This is a genomic window from Acinetobacter sp. 5862, from assembly GCF_024494585.1.
Taxonomy (GTDB): Bacteria; Pseudomonadota; Gammaproteobacteria; order Pseudomonadales; family Moraxellaceae; genus Acinetobacter.
Genome location: NZ_JANHGP010000048.1, coordinates 14,019 through 36,218 on the forward strand (window position 1 = coordinate 14,019; position 22,200 = coordinate 36,218).

At 37.5% G+C, this 22,200-nt stretch carries 17 protein-coding genes and 2 pseudogenes; 6 read left to right on the plus strand and 13 right to left on the minus strand.

Translation table 11 applies throughout. From position 1 onward, the window contains the following. Window positions 1-88: 88 nt before the first annotated feature. On the plus strand, window positions 89-1,519 hold the full coding sequence (locus NO346_RS08265; RefSeq protein WP_256414871.1) for a pyridoxal phosphate-dependent aminotransferase: 1,431 nt from the start codon (window positions 89-91) through the stop codon (window positions 1,517-1,519). Window positions 1,520-1,923: 404 nt separating this feature from the next. Here the strand turns inward: NO346_RS08265 and NO346_RS08270 are convergent, their stop codons facing one another. The 4 genes and pseudogenes from NO346_RS08270 to NO346_RS08285 form a co-directional block, all read right to left on the minus strand. Then, window positions 1,924-2,346 carry a hypothetical protein gene (locus tag NO346_RS08270; protein ID WP_256414872.1) on the minus strand — a complete coding sequence of 141 codons (423 nt, stop codon included), beginning with the start codon at window positions 2,344-2,346 and terminating at the stop codon, window positions 1,924-1,926. 7 nt (window positions 2,347-2,353) lie between these two features. Next, window positions 2,354-3,070 (minus strand): annotated as a pseudogene (locus tag NO346_RS08275) (RHS repeat-associated core domain-containing protein); the annotation flags it as partial. A 236-nt stretch (window positions 3,071-3,306) separates the two neighbouring features. Next, on the minus strand, window positions 3,307-3,702 hold the full coding sequence (locus NO346_RS08280; protein ID WP_256414873.1) for a hypothetical protein: 396 nt from the start codon (window positions 3,700-3,702) through the stop codon (window positions 3,307-3,309). 295 nt (window positions 3,703-3,997) lie between these two features. After that, complete coding sequence (locus NO346_RS08285) at window positions 3,998-4,891, minus strand: SEL1-like repeat protein (protein ID WP_256414874.1); 894 nt, start codon at window positions 4,889-4,891, stop codon at window positions 3,998-4,000. Window positions 4,892-5,106: 215 nt separating this feature from the next. On the opposite strand from NO346_RS08285, the gene dnaE reads away from it, so the two are divergent. The 5 genes from dnaE (at window position 5,107) to NO346_RS08310 (ending at window position 13,489) form a co-directional block, all read left to right on the plus strand. Then, the gene (dnaE, locus tag NO346_RS08290; protein WP_256414875.1) at window positions 5,107-8,670 is read left to right on the plus strand and encodes a DNA polymerase III subunit alpha; all 3,564 of its coding nucleotides are present in this window, start codon (window positions 5,107-5,109) and stop codon (window positions 8,668-8,670) included. Window positions 8,671-8,683: 13 nt separating this feature from the next. Beyond that, window positions 8,684-9,526: an RNA methyltransferase gene (locus NO346_RS08295; RefSeq protein WP_087545719.1), complete on the plus strand. Its 843-nt coding sequence runs from the start codon at window positions 8,684-8,686 to the stop codon at window positions 9,524-9,526. Continuing rightward, window positions 9,519-10,331 carry a serine O-acetyltransferase gene (gene cysE, locus NO346_RS08300; protein ID WP_087545721.1) on the plus strand — a complete coding sequence of 271 codons (813 nt, stop codon included), beginning with the start codon at window positions 9,519-9,521 and terminating at the stop codon, window positions 10,329-10,331. Before NO346_RS08295 ends, cysE begins: the two co-directional genes overlap by 8 nt. A gap of 114 nt (window positions 10,332-10,445) precedes the next feature. Continuing rightward, window positions 10,446-11,351 carry an ABUW_2363 family tetratricopeptide repeat lipoprotein gene (locus NO346_RS08305; RefSeq protein ID WP_087545722.1) on the plus strand — a complete coding sequence of 302 codons (906 nt, stop codon included), beginning with the start codon at window positions 10,446-10,448 and terminating at the stop codon, window positions 11,349-11,351. 119 nt (window positions 11,352-11,470) lie between these two features. After that, window positions 11,471-13,489 carry a triacylglycerol lipase gene (locus tag NO346_RS08310; protein ID WP_256414876.1) on the plus strand — a complete coding sequence of 673 codons (2,019 nt, stop codon included), beginning with the start codon at window positions 11,471-11,473 and terminating at the stop codon, window positions 13,487-13,489. Between the two features lie 48 nt (window positions 13,490-13,537). Here NO346_RS08310 and ahpF read toward each other — a convergent pair whose 3' ends face one another. From ahpF to NO346_RS08355, 9 genes and pseudogenes are all read right to left on the minus strand, one after another. Beyond that, window positions 13,538-15,103, minus strand: coding sequence for an alkyl hydroperoxide reductase subunit F (gene ahpF, locus NO346_RS08315; protein ID WP_256414877.1), 1,566 nt, complete (start codon window positions 15,101-15,103; stop codon window positions 13,538-13,540). A 127-nt stretch (window positions 15,104-15,230) separates the two neighbouring features. Further along, window positions 15,231-16,148 (minus strand): hypothetical protein, encoded by a 918-nt coding sequence (locus NO346_RS08320; RefSeq protein WP_256414878.1) that lies wholly within the window; start codon window positions 16,146-16,148, stop codon window positions 15,231-15,233. 27 nt (window positions 16,149-16,175) lie between these two features. Next, on the minus strand, window positions 16,176-17,300 hold the full coding sequence (locus tag NO346_RS08325) for a toxic anion resistance protein (protein WP_256414879.1): 1,125 nt from the start codon (window positions 17,298-17,300) through the stop codon (window positions 16,176-16,178). A gap of 12 nt (window positions 17,301-17,312) precedes the next feature. Further along, complete coding sequence (locus tag NO346_RS08330; RefSeq protein WP_005160657.1) at window positions 17,313-18,089, minus strand: hypothetical protein; 777 nt, start codon at window positions 18,087-18,089, stop codon at window positions 17,313-17,315. 173 nt (window positions 18,090-18,262) lie between these two features. Then, window positions 18,263-18,788, minus strand: a pseudogene (locus tag NO346_RS08335) (putative solute-binding protein); the annotation flags it as partial. A 66-nt stretch (window positions 18,789-18,854) separates the two neighbouring features. Beyond that, on the minus strand, window positions 18,855-19,277 hold the full coding sequence (locus NO346_RS08340) for a PaaI family thioesterase (RefSeq protein ID WP_005160661.1): 423 nt from the start codon (window positions 19,275-19,277) through the stop codon (window positions 18,855-18,857). Window positions 19,278-19,339: 62 nt separating this feature from the next. Next, window positions 19,340-20,323 (minus strand): fatty acid desaturase family protein, encoded by a 984-nt coding sequence (locus NO346_RS08345; RefSeq protein WP_005160663.1) that lies wholly within the window; start codon window positions 20,321-20,323, stop codon window positions 19,340-19,342. A 106-nt stretch (window positions 20,324-20,429) separates the two neighbouring features. Beyond that, complete coding sequence (locus tag NO346_RS08350; RefSeq protein WP_004661533.1) at window positions 20,430-21,227, minus strand: PaaX family transcriptional regulator C-terminal domain-containing protein; 798 nt, start codon at window positions 21,225-21,227, stop codon at window positions 20,430-20,432. 105 nt (window positions 21,228-21,332) lie between these two features. Beyond that, window positions 21,333-22,133: an undecaprenyl-diphosphate phosphatase gene (locus NO346_RS08355; protein WP_256414880.1), complete on the minus strand. Its 801-nt coding sequence runs from the start codon at window positions 22,131-22,133 to the stop codon at window positions 21,333-21,335. Window positions 22,134-22,200 lie beyond the last annotated feature (67 nt).

Below are 22,200 nucleotides of genomic sequence, written 5' to 3' on the forward strand. Positions count from 1 at the left end.
TTAAAGGTAAGCAAATTTTAACAAAACTATCTTTCTCGTAAGCAAATATAGTGTTATTCTTGTTTGGCACGGTTGTATAGGACAAAAAATGTCTCAGAAAAAAAGTGTGGTTTTTCAAAAACTCTTACCAACAATTAAACAATATCAACAATCAGGTTTTACCTATGAAAAAATTGTTGAATTACTTAGAGATCAACATGATCTAGATTTGGTAAGTGTCGAAACCTTTAAAAGTTATTTATACCGATATGCAAAAGTGAATCCAGCTATGTCTAAAAATACTGTTACACCCCACTCTGCTCAATCAAATCGTGAAATTAAGAAATCATCGAAACTTGAGCATGTTTGCTACGACATTCGTGGACCAGTATTACGCGCCGCCAATGAAATGGAGGAGCAAGGACACAAAATCATTAAGCTCAATATCGGCAACCCTGCACCTTTTGGTTTTGAAGCTCCACAAGAAATTATCAATGATGTTGCATTAAACCTACCGAATGCGATTGGTTATACAGACTCCAAAGGGATTTTCCCTGCACGTAAAGCCATTTGCCAGTATTATCAGCAAAAAGGCGTTTTTGATATGCACGTTAATGATGTGTATGTTGGAAATGGCGTGTCGGAACTGATTGTGATGGCAATGCAAGGTTTATTGAACGACGGCGATGAAATGCTCGTTCCTATGCCTGACTATCCATTATGGACGGCAGCAGTCAATCTGTCTGGTGGTAAAGCTGTTCATTATAAATGTGATGAAGAAAACTATTGGTATCCTGATATTACGGATATGGAAAGCAAAATCACAGCAAATACGCGTGGTATTGTCATTATCAATCCAAACAACCCAACAGGTTCTGTTTACCCACGTCATGTATTGGAGCAAATTGTTGCTTTAGCTAAAAAGCATGACTTAATTTTGTTTGCAGATGAAATCTACGACAAAATCGTTTATGACGGCATTGAGCATGTTGCAGTTGCCGCTTTAGCTGGCGATCAACTTTGCATTTCATTTAATGGGTTATCAAAAGCCTATCGTATTGCTGGTTATCGTGCAGGTTGGATGGCGATCACAGGTGATAAATCACGTGCAGCGGATTATATTGAAGGTTTAGACATGCTTGCTTCAATGCGTTTGTGTGCGAATCATCAAGCACAATATGCAATTCAAACTGCACTCGGTGGCTATCAGTCTATCAATGATTTAATTCGTCCAGGCGGTCGTCTGTATGAACAACGTAATATTGCTTGGGAAATGTTAAATGAGATTCCTGGCGTAAGTTGTGTTAAGCCTGAGGGTGCAATGTACTGTTTCCCAAAACTTGATCCTGAGATTTATCCAGTTGAAGATGATGAAAAACTGATGTTAGATCTATTAAAAGCTGAAAAAGTTTTATTGGTTCAAGGCACAGGTTTTAATTGGCCAACACCAGATCATTTCCGTGTAGTGTTCTTACCTGCTGAAAATGAGCTACGTGAGGCAATTAATCGTTTAAGCCGTTTCTTGGCGAAAATGCGTTAAGCAGAATTAGTAATGAAAAAGGAAGCAAATCGCTTCCTTTTTTAAGATATATATATACTCAAGTTAATGGCTTAGAGTAATTTAATTAGAATTTACTATGCTAAACATTTACAATACTTTTAACAGAGAAATCCCTTAGATGAATTCCTAATATATATTTAGATTTTAATTAAAAATTTTAAATTCTTTAATGTTTATTTTATTAATTAAAGGTAATATCCCTAGCCTCCCATCAATAACACCATTCATTCTATGCGTCCGAATAGGGTAAAGTTTTTTTATCTGCATGTTGTGTTACCTACTATTTTTTCTGAAATAAAAAAAGCCCTATCTAAATAAGGCTTTTCTATTCTAAAATCTAATACGACTTATCGATAAAAAATCAAAGAACTGAAACTATCTAACTAGCAATTTATTATCCTAGCCACTTTATTTTTATCTATATAAAAACAAGAGATAGCAGAAAATGGGCCTAGTGTCATTGAACCATCAATTGACACAGTATATATAGTATCAATATTTAAATTGTGTGCTTTTCTATTTTCTGAAAAGCCTTTTGGTAGAGATCCATATTTAAATTCATCTATCCTCTGTCCATCACTTGTTATACTCCATACATTTTCTACTAAGCCCAAATTATTTCTTTTCTCAGTAGTTACATCAATCTGATAGATTTTAAATGAACTTAAAAAACTTACATTCCTTGGAATAACTTTGAAAAATACTCCTTGGTTTAAATTCCCTTGAACATTTATTTCACCAACATAGCTACATGAGCTCATTAAAATAGCAGCTACAAAAAATAAGAAAATTCTAATACCTTTCATTTTATGTTCATCTCCCTAGGATAATATTTGGAAGTTTCCCATAATAAATTCCTCTAGCTACATCTCCTTGCTGTTCCAGATTGTATGCTCCAAATGCTTTTCCTGGTATGTATGAAAATTTATAAGGATCATACAATCCTACTGAGAGTATTTTACCTGTTTGAAACAGCAACCCATTAGCAAGAACATTTATACCATTTTGATATTGCATTACATGAGTCATTTCATGAATAAACCATCCACGATCTAACTTAGAAGCTTGAGAAAAATCTGTTTTATAATCTTTCGGATTAAAATATATATTTCCGTTAGGTGCCATTGCTGTACCATTTGGCTGCCACGGAACATACGGTTTCGAAACCACTCTAGGTAAAGAATAATCGATCTTATTTCCAAACACTGGTTTAGACATATTAATTTCACCATTTGTTAGCTCTCTACTATTACGTATAAAATCAATATTTTTTGCCTGTTGATCCCACATTTTGGTATTTAATAAAGGATTATCCAACTGAGATAAATCAAAACGCATCATTTGATCAAAATTCATCGGCTTAAGTTCTAGTCCTTTCGGATCACTAAACATCACAGGATTACTACCCGCATACGCATACGGATTCAAACCACCTTCTAACCCAATCGGATCAGCTTCCATATAACGACCCAATTCAGGGTTGTAATAACGGTTGTGGTTATAGAAATGACCTGTTGCTGCATCAAAATACTGACCTGGGAAACGTAAATTAAAAGTTTCTGTACCCGTTGGAGTACCTAAGCCAAAGGCTGTACCATCCCGTGCTACTGCTTAGTTTGAACTGTCGATTAAACGTCGTGGCGTGTTTTACTTTGACAAATAAAAAACCAATTACTCATTCGTGAGTAATTGGTTTAATTTACGCCGACTAAAAATTACTTCTGAATCTACAAATAAATGAGATAATGATTTAATTAAAAATAAAACTATTTTTCAACCAAGTACTCACTTAGCTTAATACAACTTCCATTTTTATCAAATAAAAGTACAACACCACCACCACCAAACAAAAAAAATTCTCTAAATACTCCTTGTGTGTGTCCATAGATAACTATTTTTGAATCTTGTTCAGTGATTGTTAATCGCCTCTGCCTATCATAAATATCTTTACCAAATTTATTGTAAATAATATCGAAAGATATTTTTTTTAGATGAGTATTATCTTGATACATAAAACAGTTATCATATAAATTTTTTTTAGTTTCATTTATATTTTGACTAGAATATAACCATTTTTCATCATAAATAAATTCTATAAAAAATAGAATAAAAAGGATTATAAGTGATATAAACCAGCTAATTTTTTTTGCTGAAACTACCATAAAAAAGGCTCCTTTTTACCTGTAGATAGGTTAAATTGATAATCCGATAAGAACACCCATTTCTTAATATAGTAAAGCCGTTTAATTATTCATACAGCTACTAAAAAAGAAACGAGATAATTAATCAACTGAATCAACCAACCACTTTTTACGATTGCATTTAACCAATGACGACATCTTTTCTAGTTGATGATGTGCCTATCAAATAAGCCGATGATTCGTATTATAGAAATATCGGCTTAAGCTAGATTAGGGTTTTTATAATATTTTCCAAGATTAAAACTCGAGATCAACTCTACTCAGTTTTTTGTAGTTCATCCCACTGCGCTTCATACTCTTTCGACTTCTTTAAATTCTTAGCTAAGCCAAAACCGCCATTTTCATATAAACGCGCCAAATCCAACAATGCTTCATTTTCACCCTGCTCTACCGCAAGCGCATAATATTCGGCTGCTTTTTTATAATTTTTTTCAACGCCCTTACCTTCTTCACAAACATAAGCAATATTAGACGAACCTAAGCCATTTTCAGCTTTAGAGGCTAACGTAAACAGACGTAAAGCTTCTTTATAATCTTGCTTTAAGCCTGCTTTGCCTTCCAAATAGAAAATACCAAGATTGTTAATTGCTGAAGATTCATCTTGCTTTACAGCTAACTGATAGTAATGTAATGCTTTTTTAAGGTCCTGAGCGACTTCATCATTCCCATCACTATACAAATGACCTAATTCAGCTTGTGCAAGATCCAATCCCGCATCAGCAGATTTGGTCATCCATTCCAAGCCCTTTTTAGTATTAATACTAACGCCGTCATCACCATAGAGGTATAAAAAACCTAAATAATACTGCGCGTATAATTGCCCTTTTTGTGCCGCCTGTGTATACCACTTTAACGCTGTGGGATTATCTTCTTCAGTCCCTTCGCCATAATCATACATATACCCTACGGAAAAAAGTGCATCAGCATTTCCCTTTGCAGCCGCCTTTTTGAACCACTCTAATGCTTTACCAAAATCTTGATCGACATCATTTCCATAATAATAAGCATCTCCAAGATTATTTTGGGCAATCACATCACCGCTTTTTGCTTGTTGAAAGAGTTCTTGGCTAAAAGACACATCCTCAGCTTGAGCTAAAGAAATTGCGCTCATACTTAATAATATTAAAAATACGATATTCTTTAATTTCATTCTTGAACCTGCTTTGGTACATTTTTATGCAGATACATTCTACCGGCTAAACAACTTAAGTAAATGTATATTTATATTTCCATATAAATCAAAAGTTAATTTTTATTAATTTATAAAAAGCACAACACAAATAGACAGTTTGCCAAAATATTAAGCATGCCATTTTCGGTTTGCATGCTAAACTATGCATTGCTTTGAAAAAGGATAGTCCTTCTATGCGGTTTGTTCATCTCGGTATCCATACAGAATTTTCGATTACGGAATCGATTGTTCGCATACCTGATTTGGTCAAAGCTGCCGTTAAAGATGACATGCCTGCGCTTGCATTAACTGACTTATCCAACTTGCACGCTGCGGTGAAATTTTATGAAGCTTGTTTAAAAAAAGGCATTAAACCTGTTTTAGGCAGTGTCATTCGACTGAATGACGCAGAGCACCGCGCAACCTTATTAGCTATGAGCAGTAAAGGTTGGCGAAATCTAACCGAAATCGTATCTCGGGGCTTTATTGAAGGACAACAACTTAGTATCCCATGCGTACAAAAAGAATGGATACTTGAACAATCAGAAGATTTAATTGTATTGCTTGGACAGCATAGTGATGTTGGCAAAATGCTGTGTTCATCCAATCCACAAAAAGCAGAACCTTTATTAGAAGCATGGATTGAAAAGTTTGGTAATCGTGTTTATTTAGCATTAACACGTACTGAACGTGTTGGTGAAGAAGATTTTATTCAACAAGCCGTTAAACTCGCTGCTAAATATCAAATTGGTGTCGTTGCACATAATGATGTTCACTTTGTTGAACAAGATGATTTTGAAGCACATGAAGCACGTGTGTGTATTGCCGATGGTTATGTACTTGGTGACGATAAACGTCCTAAGAATTATAGCTCTGAACAGTATTTTAAAACTGGTGAGCAAATGTCTGAACTATTTTCAGACATCCCAAGTGCAATTGAAAATACTTATCAGATTGCCAAACGTTGTAATGTTGCCTTACAGCTCGGGACTTATTTCTTACCTGATTTCCCGATCCCAGATGGTTATACCATCGACACATATTTCGAACATTTATCTCGTACAGGTTTAGAGGAACGCTTAAATCACCTTTACCCTATTGCTGAACGTAATGAAGATTGGGCTGAAATTCGTAAGCCTTATGATGATCGTATCAAGTACGAAGTTGATATTATTTTAAAAATGGGTTTTCCGGGTTACTTCCTGATCGTCATGGACTTTATTCAATGGGCCAAAAATAATGGTGTGCCTGTAGGTCCTGGTCGTGGTTCGGGTGCTGGTTCCTTAGTTGCCTACAGTTTAAAAATTACCGATCTTGATCCATTACGTTATGATTTGCTTTTCGAACGTTTCTTAAACCCTGAACGTGTTTCGATGCCCGATTTTGATGTCGATTTCTGTATTGCAGGTCGTGACAGAGTGATCGAATATGTCGCACAAAACTACGGTCGTGAAGCCGTTTCACAGATTGCGACTTTTGGTACGATGGCTGCAAAAGGCGCAATCCGCGATGTTGCACGAGTTCTAGGCAAATCTTATGGTCTGGCTGACCGTATTTCCAAAATGATTCCAACCAAGCCGCTGGGTGTGGATTTAAAACAGGCGATTGAAATGGAGCCTCAGCTCAAGGATATCGTCACCAATCCATCCAATCCCGATCATGATGATGCCGCCGAAATCTGGGAAATGGCGCTCAAGCTTGAGGGTATTACCCGTAACACAGGCAAGCATGCGGGCGGTGTGGTCATCGCACCAGGTAAAATTACTGATTATTCAGCGGTACTGTGTGAAGCAGATGGAACAAGTCGTGTTGCGCAATACGATAAAGATGATGTTGAAGCAGCAGGTCTGGTTAAATTTGACTTCTTAGGTTTGCGTAACCTCACAGTTATTGAAGATGCCGTTCAAAATATTAATAAAAGAATCAAATCTGAAATTCCTCTCGAAATTGCAAATGTTCCATTAGATGACAAGGACGCTTATTTAGTCTTTGCGGACGCAAATACAACTGCGGTGTTCCAGTTCGAATCCGTCGGCATGAAAAAAATGCTCAAGGAAGCAAGACCGAGTAAATTTGAAGAAATTATTGCCTTCGTTTCTTTATACCGCCCCGGTCCAATGGATCTAATTCCAGACTTTATCCATCGTATGCATGGTGGTGAGTTCGAATATCTGCATCCTTTGCTAGAAGGTGTATTGGAACCTACCTACGGGATTATGGTTTACCAAGAACAGGTGATGCAGGCTGCACAGTTCTGCGCAGGCTATACGCTTGGTGGTGCAGATTTGCTTCGCCGTGCCATGGGTAAAAAGAAACCTGAAGAAATGGTTAAACAGCGCCAAATCTTTATTGAAGGTGCTGCAAAAAAAGAGATTGATGAAGCAACAGCAAACCATATCTTCGACTATATGGAAAAGTTCGCAGGTTATGGATTTAACAAATCACATGCTGCAGCCTATGCCCTTGTTGCCTATCACACTGCATGGTTAAAAGCACATTATCCTTCAGAATTTATGGCGGCGGTTTTATCATCAGAAATGCAGAATACTGACAGTATCGTATTCTTAATTGATGACTGCCGTAATAATAAATTAGAAGTGCTACCGCCTTCCGTAAATATGTCTTTGTATCATTTCCACGCCAGTGATGAAAAAACCATTGTTTATGGTCTCGGTGCAATTAAAGGCGTCGGTGAACAAGCGATGCAATCAGTCATCGACTCACGCATCAATGAAGGTCCATACAAGGATTTATTTGACTTCTGTCATCGAATCGACCTGAAAAAAATCAATAAACGTACTTTAGAAGCCTTAATTCGTGCAGGTGCATTGGATTGTTTAGGCATTGAACGTTCAAGCTTAATGGCTCAATTGCCTGAAGCTGTTCAAGCGGCTGAACAAGCACGAAGTAACCGCGAAACGGGTATCATGGATTTATTTGGTGAGGTTGAAGAAGTTCAACGCAAACCTGCTAAACCTGTGAAACCGTGGTCAGACGAAGTTCGCCTTAAAGGTGAAAAAGATACGCTTGGATTGTATCTCACTGGTCATCCGATTGATGTCTATCGTCCAGAATTAAAATCGTTTATTCCAGCAAAATTAAATGAACTAACACCTACTCGTCGTGGTGTCACGACCGTCTTTGCTGGTTTAGTCGTTGATATTGCCAACTTCCCGAACCGTATCATGATTACACTAGATGATGGTACTGCTCGTGTGGAAATCAGCTGTAATCATGAGCGTTTTCAACGTTATAAAGAAATCATTCGTCTAGAACAAGTCATTGTTATCGAAGGCGAAATCTACGAACGTGAAGGCTTTGATCGCCCAATGGCGCGTTTAAGTAAAGCGTTTAATTTAAATGAAATCCGCCAAAAGCGTGCCCAAAGTATTCAAATTCGTCTCCCTCAAGATTTAATGACCAAATCTTTAGCCAACGATTTACAGGCAATTTTATTACCTTATTGCAATGTCGATATGTGTCAGCATATTGCTTTACAAATCCAACTTGAACAAAGCTTTGCGACAGCAGAGTTGCATCTAGGTCCGCAATGGAAAGTCGCACCTTTAGATGAATTGCTAGGCAAGCTACGTGATTATTTTGGTAAAGACGCGATTTTTATTGAATATCAAGTGAAGTCAAAAGCTGCAAAGGTAGCAGAAGCGCCTAAAGTAACGACAGTTGCACCACCACCTGAAAACATGTCTATGGATGAAGCACTTGATCTGTATCAAGCTGAAATCTCTCAATACTCTTAATTTTGGATGATATATGAATCTGTTTGACTCAAATAACGTGTCCAAACACTTGGATCATGTGCGTATTGTGATGGTCAATACCACCCTACCAGCCAATATTGGTAGTGCCTTACGTGCAATGAAAACGATGGGTTTATCTCAACTCGTTTTAGTTGCTCCTAAAACCTATCCACACCCAGATATTGATGCTTTAGCAGCGGGTGCACAGGATTTAATTGAAAAAATTGAAATTGTTGATACTTTAGAGCAGGCTATTCAAGACTGTCATCTCGTGTTTGGAACTAGCGCACGTAGCCGTACCATTCCATGGCCGTTACTGGACGTACGTCCTGCTGCAAAAGAAGCGTTACAAGCTGCAACTCAACAACAAAATATCGCTATTGTTTTTGGTCGTGAAGACCGTGGTCTCACCAATGAAGAACTTGCTTTAGCCAATTATCACTTAACCATCCCAGTTAATCCTGAGTATGGTGTTTTAAATGTCGCACAAGCGATTCAAGTCATTTGTTATGAGTTGAGAATGGCTGCACTCGAACAAAATACGCAACAAATGACTGTTGTTCCAGATGATCACATGCAACTTAAACAACAACAGAGCATGGAATGGGATGAGCCATTAGTAACACAAAAACAAATGGAAGAATTCTATCCTCATCTAGAAAAAATGCTGACTGAAATCGAATTTTTAGATCCAAATAATCCTCGCTTACTTCCATTACGCTTGCGTCGCCTGTTCGGAAGGATACAATTAGATCGTATGGAATATCATTTATTGCGCGGAATTTTCAGCCGCGTGCAGGCTTTAGCCAAAGGCTCATGGAAACAAACCAATTCGGAGGATCATGCCAATGATTAAACAGCTTAAAGAAGATATTCAGGCTGTATTTGCACGTGATCCTGCTGCACGCAATACGCTGGAAGTTCTCACCACCTATCCTGGGATTCATGCTCTGATCATGCATCGTATGGCACATGAACTCTGGAAAAAAGAGTACAAAGGCACGGCTCGCCTGCTTTCCTCCTTTAGCCGATTTGCCACAGGTATTGAAATTCATCCAGGTGCAAAAATTGGCAAACGTTTCTTCATTGATCATGGCATGGGTGTGGTGATTGGTGAAACTGCCGAAATTGGTGATGATGTTACTCTTTATCATGGAGTAACGCTTGGCGGCACGACATGGAATAAAGGCAAGCGCCACCCCACGCTTGAAGATGGTGTGGTGGTGGGCGCAGGTGCTAAAATCCTCGGTCCCTTTACCGTCCATAAAGGTGCAAAAGTCGGTTCAAATGCGGTTGTGACCAAAGAAGTTCCTGAGGGCGTAACCGCCGTTGGCAACCCTGCACGATACATTTTCAAGGATAAAACCCAGATTGAGCAGGATGAAGCACGCCGCCGTGATTATGCTGAAAGCATCGGTTTCCAGCCTTATGCCACCACTCAGGATCAGTCAGACCCAATTTTAGAAGGTATTCGTGTTTTACTGGATCGGATGCAGCAAAATGAAAAGCGCATGAATACCCTTTGCATGCGCCTCTCGCTACTGGACCCAACATTTAACGGTCAAAAACAGAAGACCCAGCCATTTAGTAAAGAAGAACTTAAAATTATTGAAGAAGTTAGACGTGAATGTGAAGCTCAGAGCAAAACTTCTTCGAACTAATCCAATTTATAAAAAATGTAACAAGCTTCTCGTTGCAAGTTGGTTTTGCTTTTCCTAGACTGGTAAAACCAACGACCGACCTAGTTAATTCACTAAAATTAATGGATGTAAAGCATGAATTTTAAGCCTTTGGCATTACTTGTACTTTCAACTTCTGTTTTAACTGCATGTAGTACACCACCTCCTGTAAAAAAAGAAGTTGCGGCACCCCAACCTTTTGTTTTTAAAGAACCAGACCCAACACCACCTTTTTATGCCTTGAATCCAGTTAATTATGATGCGCCACCAAGTTTTGAGCTTGCAATTAAGGATGCAACAGCACAGCCTGTGACCAAAATGGTGGTAAGCCTACAGAATGACCCATCAAAATCAACCACACTTGAAGTGAACAAACTGATTGTGCCAACGGTCAACAGCAAACAGCGCAACATGAGATATGCCGTGCTTGCAGGCGATAATGAAGTTGATGTGACTGAAATTGATGATTTCCTGCAACTGGTTGAAGGCAAGGCCCGTCACTATCCACCACGTTTTACAGAACGCCAAGAACGTAAAGGTTATGAGGCAAAACTTCGCGAAATTACGCAGAAACTCGATGCTTTAGCAGAAAAGCCCAATGCTTCTCTGGATGTACTTACTCGTGCATTTAAAGCAAGCGTTATGGCACGTAATATGGACTTAGGTACAGCCTATACAACAAAATCTCTCAACTACGCACAGCGTATTCTTGCGATCAGTCCAAATGACCCTGAAACTAATTTCTGGTTTGGTTTTGGTCTATCTGAAGGTGGCGGTCAACGTGAAGCGATTCCATATCTAGATAAAGCGATTAAAGGCGGTGTACAAGAAGCCTATCTTTCTGCCGCAAATAACTATTTATGGTTAGAGCAAAAGAAAAATGCGATTCAAACACTCAAAAATTATAAAATTAATTATCCTGATGAAGCCGAAGTTGCAGATCAACTTATCAAAGAAGTTGAATCTGGAAAACGTTGGAATGTTTGGCAAGTCCTAAATTAAAGATTTGTGATTTTGTAAAAATAGACTGTTCAGAACAGTCTATTTTTTTAAGTTGATTGAAAAAACATCTTTTTTTCGTATTATAGCTAGAATCTTCCAGCTAAATTTGCTCCTTGATAATGCAAGCATCTAATTCAAACAAATATCTATTTGCCTTTACGCTGTTATCAACTATTGCTTTAAATGGCTGTCAGGTCGTTAGCCTCAAGCAACAAGCGGTTGATGTCACCCTAGCCAATGAACGTAATAGTATAGTAACTCAGAAAAAGTTAAGTGAAGCAAGCCTGAATGTCTTATCGATGTCAGGTAAAGAAGCAAAAATTTGTATGCAATCTCCGAATGAATGCATTGCAGATCTACACAAAATTCCTCAGATTCAAGACGAACAATTATTGTCGACAGCCAGTGAACTATATCTTGCTAAAGCCATGTCACTGTCGGACTCATCAGAATGTAAAATCAGTAAATTGTCTAAACACAAACCTGCTGATGAACAAAAGCTCATTCAGCAAAATTATGAACGTTGTTTAGATCAGCAGCTTGAAGCTTTGGATAAAAGTATTCGTTATAGTTATGCCTATTTATTCAAAACATCACGTCAGCCACAAGAACGACTTTTTGATAACCGCCAAGTACAAATTCGAGATTTCTACAATCAGGCACTTACTCAATTGGTGAATGGTCATCGTTTAAGGAATCCATCGACCAATCTTACCCCAACGATTAAAATTGGAAAAAGTACTTATACAATTGATATTCAAGCATATCAACGCCTACAAAATATGAAACTGGAAAAATTCATTTCCAGTTATAACATGAATTTTTCTGGATTAAGGGCGATTAACCGCCGTGATGGTTTCGGTTCTGATTTTGTCGCAGTTTTTCCATCGACCGACTCATCATCACAAGAAAATAAATATATTCTTAATCCTTTAACGCATGATTATCCTAAAGGGATAAATCCGAATATTCATAAAGCACGTTATTTAGCAGCAACAATTATTGCTCAACCTAAAAAATCGAATGCAACGATAGAAGATGTTTTAACAAACCCGAATTTTGAAATTAAGGTTTATGATCCTTATAGCGTTGAGAAAGTAGAGATTGCAGGTAAACCATATTCATTAGCAGCAAATTTTTCTGCACCCTATGGTTTATGGCTAGCAGAAAACAATTTAGGTGCGGCTGCATATTTGACCTTAATTGACCGCGATCAGCATTTGGCAATGCCGCATATATACATGCTGGAACCCTATAACCCGAATAAGAAAATCATTGTATTAGTACATGGTCTAGCAAGTAGCCCTGAAGCATGGATTGCGGTAACTAATGACATTATGGGTGATGCAATATTAAGAGAACATTATCAAGTTTGGCAAATTTTTTACTCTACCAATATGCCAATTTTGGAAAGCCGTTTTCAAATTTATGCTTTATTAAAACAAGCATTTGGTTCACTTAATCCCAAAGATGCAGCAGCGCAAGATGCAGTTTTAATTGGGCATAGTATGGGTGGAATTATTAGTCGGCTTTTAGTGAGTGATGCAGATATTTCTAAACAAGCTTTAGAATTGATGAATAATCGCCAACAAACACGTCTAAGAAAACACCCTGTCATTGGTGAAAGACTCAAAATGAAACCAATTGAAAATTTTGATCGAGCTATTTTTCTCGCAGCACCACACCGAGGTACAGATTATGCAGACCGATGGTTTACTCTAGCAGCAAGAAAAATTATTAAACTTCCTGCAACTTTCTTAACGACCCTCGCAGATACGCTGACCAGTGATGATGTTGATTTAAAAGACTTTGTTAAAACACTAACGAATGATGTCATTCAAAATGGACCAAGTGATCTAAGTAAAAAATCTAAATTTATGGAACTGACAGCTAGTATCCCACCCGAAAAAGGCTTAGTTTTTCATTCTATTATGGGCAATATTACTAAAAGTGATGATCCAAATGTCATTACAGACGGGATTGTTCCTTATAAGAGTGCACATTTAGATGGTGCTGTTTCCGAGAAGATCTTCACGGGTGGTCACTCTATTCAAGAAACGCCCGAAGCTGTGTTAGAACTTCGTCGCATCTTACGCCAACATTTAGTTGATCATGGTTTATATAAACCGAAGAATTAAGCATAATAAAAAAGCCCCAAACAATTGGGGCTTTTTTAATCAAATCATTTACACATCAGAGCGAATCATATAATCAAAAGCGGATAGAGACGCTTTGGCACCTTCACCTGTGGCAATGATGATTTGCTTGTATGGTACGGTGGTACAGTCACCCGCAGCAAATACACCTTTGACATTGGTTTCATTTCGATCATTGATCACGATCTCACCACGATTACTCAGTTCAACCGCACTGTTCTTCAAGAAATCTGTGTTTGGCAATAAACCAATCTGCACAAAAATTCCTGCAAGTTCAACTGTATGTTCAACATCAGTCGCACGATCTTTATATTTCAACGCCGTGACTTGTGAACCATCTCCCACAACTTCAGTACTGAGTGCATTCAAAATCACAGTGGTATTCGGCAAGCTGTTTAACTTGTCTTGCAACACTTGATCTGCACGAAGCTTGGTATCAAACTCAACTAACGTTACATGCTCAACAATTCCTGCAAGGTCAATCGCTGCTTCTACACCAGAGTTACCACCACCTATCACCGCAACACGTTTGCCTTTGAATAATGGGCCATCACAGTGTGGGCAGTACGCCACACCACGGGTACGGTATTCTGCTTCACCCGGTACATTCATTTCTCTCCAACGTGCGCCTGTTGAAAGAATAATGGTTTTAGATTCAAGCTTAGCCCCATTTTCTAATTCAACTTCAACCAGACCATTGGCGGTTTGATCTGCACCTGTGATCTTGCTGACACGTTGCAAATTCATGATGTCCACACCGTACTCACGTACATGGGCTTCCATATCTTGAGCGAACTTCGGACCTACAGTTTTTTGAACCGTGGTGAAGTTCTCAATGTCCATAGTATCCATGACCTGACCACCAAAGCGTTCAGCCACGATACCTGTTTTGATCCCTTTACGTGCTGCATAAATCGCTGCTGTACCACCTGCAGGGCCACCACCAATCACCAATACATCAAAAGCATCTTTGGCATTGAGTGCAGCGGCATCTTTTTCAGCTGAGTTGGTATCTAGCTTCGCCACGATTTCTTCCAAAGTCATACGACCTTGTCCAATATGTTCATTGTCTTGAAACACCATCGGTACAGCTAAGATTTTGCGTTCTTCAACTTCTTCTTGGAAGAAACCACCATCAATCATGGTCGCCGTTGCATTCGGGTTATAGATTGCAATCAAGTTGAGTGCTTGAACCACATCTGGACAGTTATGGCAGCTCAATGAAACAAACACATCAAAGTTTGCTTTTAAGTTTAAGCCTTTGATCTGGTTCAAGACTTCATCAGATACTTTAGGCGCATAACCTGACACTTGTAATAAAGCCAAGATCAAAGAAGTAAACTCATGTCCCATCGGTAAGCCAGCAAAGAACACACGTGGTTGTTCACCTGCTTTAGCTACACCGAAACTCGGACGGCGAGCGTTTGAACCGTCAAAACGCGCCGTAACTTGGTCAGAAAGTTCTGCAATTTCAGTCACGAGTTCTTTGATTTTTGCAGCTTTGTCTGATTCATCTAAAGCCGCAACTAACTCGATTGGACTTTCTAAACGTTCTAAGTAAGCTTTTAACTGGGTTTTAATATTTTGATCTAACATGTATTTCTCCAAATTCTAAGCAGTTCAAATCAGCTAAATTCATTCGATGAAGCTATAGTACGCAAAACTAATAAATAGGTAAAACAGTATGTTTTTATAAATTTAATCGGATAAACCGAATTAAGATTTAAGAGACATCAAGCTTTTGATTAATGCGCATATGGCGATTTTTCAATTGCTTAGCGAGTACATACAAAATGGTGCTTAAAGCAACAACCAACACAATCAAGCCCAATAAAATTACATTCACAATCTGAGAAATACGTTCGGCTTGTTGTGCACGCAGATCTAAGGGCTGAGTAATTGAGGTGATACTCTTACCGTAGAGCTGCTGCTGCATAACCCATAACTGTTCAGGCTTAAAATCATATTGTTTAAACTGAATCGGGTTATTCTTCTCAGCAACAATCAATTGATTCACGTAGACATTGGCAGTTTTACGATCGATAGGCTGATGCAATAAAGCCACTTGTGCCAACACATAGGCTTTTTCAGTCGATGAAATGTTGGCCTGCTGTAAATCTTGAGCAATTTGACTTTCAACAATATTATTTTGATAGCTCATCCATTGTTGATACGCCTGTTTGGTTTCATCTTTCCAATCGTATTGAATGTAGCTCAGACCAGACCAAAGCAAAATAAAGACAATAATCCAAGCCAAAACTCGTTGTGTCCATGCTTGGAAACGTTGTTGAAAAAACTTAAATTTCTTCATCCAACTGAGCAGTAAAAATGCCCCAATAAACGAAACCAAAATTTTTAGAAACAACCAACCAAACCATGATAATAAATTAAAAAAATAATCGACTGGTTGTTTAAATGGCACCAATTCTTGAACATGATAAGGCAAATCTAATGCCTGAACATGCGTGGAAAGATCAAAGAACCGATAGATAAATTCTTTTTGCAAAAATAACGATGCAACTGTAATAACGACCAATGTACAGGCTAAAACGAACCAGAACATTAAATGACGTTGACGTTTATTTAATGCATCTAAACGTTGGTCAATCGGTTGTACACTAAAATCGTTTATGGGTGACAATGATTTTTCCTTCAAAAATTAACAATATCAAGATTTAGGTGGCTGGCTATGCTCAAGCACTAAATGATTTAAGTTCTCTTGCAAAGCACGTAAACGTGTTGTCGCTTCCTCACGCTTTTGCATCCCTTCTTTCTGGATCTGAATCACATCATTTACTGTTTTAATGAGGGTGTTTTGTACATGTTCAAGTGTTTCTACATCAATCACTGAACGTTGATTCGCTTTCGCAGTATCGACTGAGTTTTGATGCAATAATTCAGCATTACGGCGTAATAATTCATTCGTTGTGTCATCAATCGCTTTTGCTAACTGGACACTATTCTTTTGCTCTTGTAATGAAATCGCCAAACTAATCTGATTTTTCCATGCAGGTAGCGTAATGTTCTTAATAGCATAGAACTTATCTACCAACATTAAATTATTCGACTGGATGATCCGAATCATCGGCAAAGTCTGCATTGCAGATTGTTGTAAAACCTGCAAATCACTGACTCTTTTCTCAAGATTATTCGCCAAATGATTAAGATCATAAATCTGTTGCATCGTTTGTTGATCCTGCTCTTTTGATGTGAGCATTGAGATCTGTTGCTGAATATCCTGCTGTTTTAATTGTCCTGCAGCAATATAAACACCAAGCTGTTTATATTCATCCTGTACCGCATCAAACATTTTATCTAAGGTTCCAACCCGAGCTTTCAACCCCGATTGAGAACTTTCAATTTCTTTGACCAATACATCAATCTGCTCTTTAGTGGTATTAAAATGCTGATCAAAATTTTGTTTAGCATTTTTAAACTTACTCAGTAAACCGCCAAAAAACCCAGAGCTTTTTGATTTATTCAAAATACTTGAAGTATTCAATTGCTGTGCGACTTGCACGACCTCATTAAGTTTTTGTCCAGTCGTATCCAAATCTTTATTCTGAACCAGATTTAACAGTTCATCGGTATAAGTTGAAGTTTTACTGGCAATATTTTTGCCATATTCAGCTACCACTGTGGTACTGATATCTGCCAATTCTTTATGTGCATCCATTACTTCTGCAAGATCATGTGGTTGCAATCCTAAATCTTTTAAATTCAACTGTTCAAAACGTTGCTCAGGCTTTACTTCAAGCTCATGAGATAATTTGCTAAGTTCTGAATCTGACATCTTTTGTCCCTCTTATTTCTGTAATGATTTTTTCAAATTTTTAATTAAATCTTCTCGACTTTTATCAAGCTGATCAAGTGTATTTGTTGAAGTCGATGCTGTACTTTGTTTAACGTGATATTGCCATGCAGGAATCAAAACCTGTTGTGCTTCTTTAAATCGATCTAGCAAGCCAAAAGATAACTCTTGTGATAACTGCATTTGTTTCATCGCAATATCATTACTCGTTTGTAAGGTGTGTAAGGTGTTTATTTTTTTTGAGAGCCGTTCAACAAAATGGTCAAGCTTTTGCTGTTGAGTAAATTGAGGATATTCTCTTAAAAATTCATCAGCGGCGCGGATATAAGCGGCCATCTGTTCTCTCAAACCTAAAGCTTGCTGTAGTCGTGATTGGGATTTTTGGATTTCGATCTGTAAGCGCTGACTTAAATGATTTGCTTCATTGATTAAACGCTCAAGATCTTTGACAAACTTTACTTGACCAGCATCGTATTCAACATCTATACCTAACCATTTTTGCAACGCGTTAAAACGACGACCACCTAAATGTTTTTTGGAAATTGAAAGTTGCTGAATAATCTGGGTAATCACTTCACTCAATTGCTGATTCAATCTAGGGTCAACACCATTCAGTAATACACTTTGAGCTTGAACTAAATGATCGGCATAATGATTCAAACGATGTGGATCATTGAGTAGAGGAAGTAAATCATTACGTTTAATCGCTAAAATATGTTCTTGATTTGATTCAATTTGCGATAAAGGTATGAAGTCGAACGATTGCGTCATATTAGCCGAGTATAGTAAGAACAAATAAATTTGAACATAATTAGTTTTAGCATGTTCTTACTCTTTCGCATACTTAAATGTTGTTATGTTTTTTAAAATTTAACATTTTGGAATGAATAAAAAACCTCTTAATTACAATGAATAAAGAGGTTTTCAGAATTGTAAACGATGCTTTATTCATCATTCAGAGCGTATTCAAAACTATTTGGATTTTGCTTACAACGCACTTTTTTCAGAAAGTTCATCATTTTAGGATCATAAATACCTGCTTTGGTTAAAGAAATACGAGCTTCGTGCATCATTTTCATATAATTAAGCTGTTCTTCGGGGGGTGGGGGAATGTTCATTCAATATTTTTCAGGAATTTCTTTTTCATATTTTGCGATGATATTAAAAGTACCCTCAAGTTGACCCGCTACCCATTCACGAGACTTTTGCCCAAATCCTTCAGGAAAGTTATCCTTTCGAATAATAAAATTTGCTGAAATTTGTGTTAATGGAAATTTTACGATTCCACCTTTATCCCAAAACCTTTATAGAGTTCAAAGGGTTCATAAGCAACAATCATTGATAGGCAAGTATTGCTGTTTTTAAGTCTATTCATGCACCAATTGCATCCAATGATGCTACATATTTATTGAATTGGCGACCACGCAAACCACTAATAATCGCACCATCACATTGTCTAAGTTTCAAATCTTAGGAATTTCCATTCAATTACTCTCTAAACAAGACCGTTTTAAACAATTCTAATTAATCAAATAATTACTGAGCTATTCGCGGTGGAAGCGCATATGTTCCAATCACATGCGCAACTGGTTCTTCATCATCCAAAGAATATAACCACACTTCCCCTGTAACTAATGTTTTACCAACTTTGATTAATTTACACTCAGCTTTAATATCTTGATTTCCATTCGGTTTACGAAAAAAATTAATGGTCATGTTGGTTGTAACAGCCATAGCAATTAGACCTAAATGTCCCATAATCGCAACATAAAGCGCGAAATCAGCCACCAACATCAAGGTTGGACCTGATACAGTTTGACCTGGACGTAAATCGTTCTGATCGATTTTATAAAGTAACTGTGCCCCTTTAGGGCTAATCTCTTCAATACTAGTTTTTTCGAGTGCTTGAGGAAATTCCTGTGCCAAAAAACGAGTAATTTCATGCTTACTAAGTGCCATAACAATACATCCCAAATGACTTAGATTATTTTTAAATTATGACTAAAACTATAAACAAACATTTAATCAGCTTGATCTGAAAGTTCATTTAAGACTTGCCAGTAACTAGGAGGCTCAGGAACATGCCCACGCTCTAATAACATCTGGTGCATTTTAGGTAACTTAAAATATGGAACTGTTGCCATTAAGTGATGTTCTTTATGGAAATTGACATGGATAGGTGCAACTAAAGCACGAGCAATATAACCTGCTTTTGTAGACCGTGTATTGGTTAATGCACTATTACTGGTTGGCATACCTGCATGTTCTGCCATCGAACGAACACGTAAAAATAATGGAAATGGTGTTAAATATGCCAATATCCAAAGCGCATACAATTTAGGATGACCGGCTGCCCATAATATTGAAAACAAAGCAGCATTTGTTGCTATTGCACCACCACTATTTTTTAGAAATGCTTTTGGATAGTCGACCCAATGGCGTCCCTCTTGAGAAATCCAACGACGGTCGTTAGATACCGTCCACTCCATTTTCTCAACATCCATAAGCACTCGTCCAAGTGCGAATTTTAATCCTGTTATTCCAGAAACATCACGGAAAAACTTACGCATTAACGATTTCTTCGAAGTTGGAAAACCCTCTACCAAAGACAGATCAGGATCCTCTACGGTAGAAGTTTTACTGTGATGGCGTAAATGATGGGCACGATATTTCTTTAAATCATTCCAGATTGGGCGAGCACAAAGCCAATCAGTGGCAATATCATTCAGCCATTTGGTTTTAAACAAGCTTTGGTGTGAAGCATCGTGCATAATGATTGCAAGCGCAAGTTGACGACCCGCTAATATTACCAATGCAGCTATACACATCAGTAATTTGCCCCAGACAGGTAAATACTCCCATGTACTGGCAACCGCAGCGAAGGTTCCACCAATGACTGCCCAAGTTGATAAAACAGCCCAACTACCGTGTAAATCTGACTTTGTTGTCAATTCTGTGATTTCTTCTCTGGTGAACAAATCACTTATTGATGTACGTGTATTCATATCCCTACCCTACAATTTTTTATTTTCATAGATACATAAATATAATTTTTATTTTAGATTAAGTAATATTTCTGTCAATACATTAAAATTAATTTTTTAGTAATATTTATACTAAACTAATTTCATAGAATCGTTGCCACAATTCCAGTCCAGTCTGATCCAATTGCTGAACACTTAATGCAAATTGATCACGTAGATGAACATCAACAAAATCCTCAGGTAATAATGGATCATTCATCAGCAAAGAAATGGTCTGCCGACCAAGCAATAACGATTCTTTAGCAGCAATATCTAAGCTTAATTGCTCAACTGTCTCCAACCACTTTTGAATCATTTGACTATATTTTTTATAGTTTTGGTTAAGTGTTTGAGTGGGCCAAAGCTTCGGAATTTTATTTAATGTTGTGGTGTCGAAATGATTAATTTGGCAAATTTTGGCGCTTTTTTCTAAGCCAGAAGCTTGTAATGCCAAAAATACCTCTTTAAAAGAAATGGCTAAATTATCAGGGCGAATATAAATGCCTTGTTCTAACTCTTTAAAACCGAAGTGCTTTAATGCGCGTTCTCGGCGGTTTAAAGCTGTACGATCAACCCGCCCTAATTCACCAGTAAAGACAGCTAAGTATTGATGATCCCATTGTTTTGTTTGTTTAATTCCGTTTTTACGGTTCAACATTACATCGGCCCATTCGTGTGATTTAGCCGTAAATTGATATATACCCCGCTCAATCGCCTCAATCACCCCATCACTAGATAATCGGGTTACTGCGACACGAATACTATTTTCGCTAATCTCAAAAAGCTTCGCTGCGATAATAATTTGTTTAATCGAGATCTCACGACCTTGTAGCCCTAAAAGTAAATCAATGATTAAATCTCGGGCATTCATTTTAGCTATTGTCATCTTACAATCGAACCAGTTCTAAACATAAAAAAAGAAATAAAGAATAAGAATTTTAACTTAGAATCTCTCCCTTTTAGTAATTTTTCTAAAAGGGAGATTTTATTTTTATAGAAAAACAAATAATAAAATTATACCCAGTACAATCCGATACCAAGCAAATACGCGTAAAGTGTGGCGTTCAACAAATTTAACTAATGCGCTCACCACCAATAATGCCGAAATAAAAGCAGCAACAAAACCAGCCCCGATATTCAACATATTATCTTGTGTCAATACATCCGCATTACGAATAAGATCAAAAGTTGCAGCCCCCAACATCGTTGGCATCGCAAGAAAGAAAGAAAATTCTGTTGCCGCTTTACGAGACAAGCCTGAGAACATTCCTCCCACAATGGTAGCACCAGAACGAGAAGTCCCTGGAATCATCGCAACACATTGTGCACAACCGACTAAAAAAGCTTGCTTGTAAGTAATTTTTGTCGCTTCAGTTGTTTTATGATCAAAATTCTTGGATTCAACCCAGAAAATAATCAGACCACCAACAATCAGTGCGATTGCGACCACAAGTGGACTAAATAGAACACTTTTAATAAAATCGACTGCAAAAATACCAATCACGACAGCAGGAAAAAAAGCAATTAAAACGCTAAAAGCAAAATGACGCGCTTCTGAATCGCCACTAAAAAAACCTTTAACCAAATCAAAAATCTTTTGTCGATATAACCAACAAACAGCCAAAATTGCACCAAGCTGAATGACAACTTCAAATACACGCCCATCGTCAGAATGGAAGTCGATCATGTGACCAAATAAAATTAAATGACCCGTACTTGAAATCGGTAAAAACTCGGTCAAACCCTCAATAAACCCTAAAAATAAAGCCTTTAAAATTTCAATATGCTGCATAACTTACTCAAAAAATGCGTAATTCAAGATTAAAATAAAGGGCAAGCTTACCTTGAAATTAAATCAT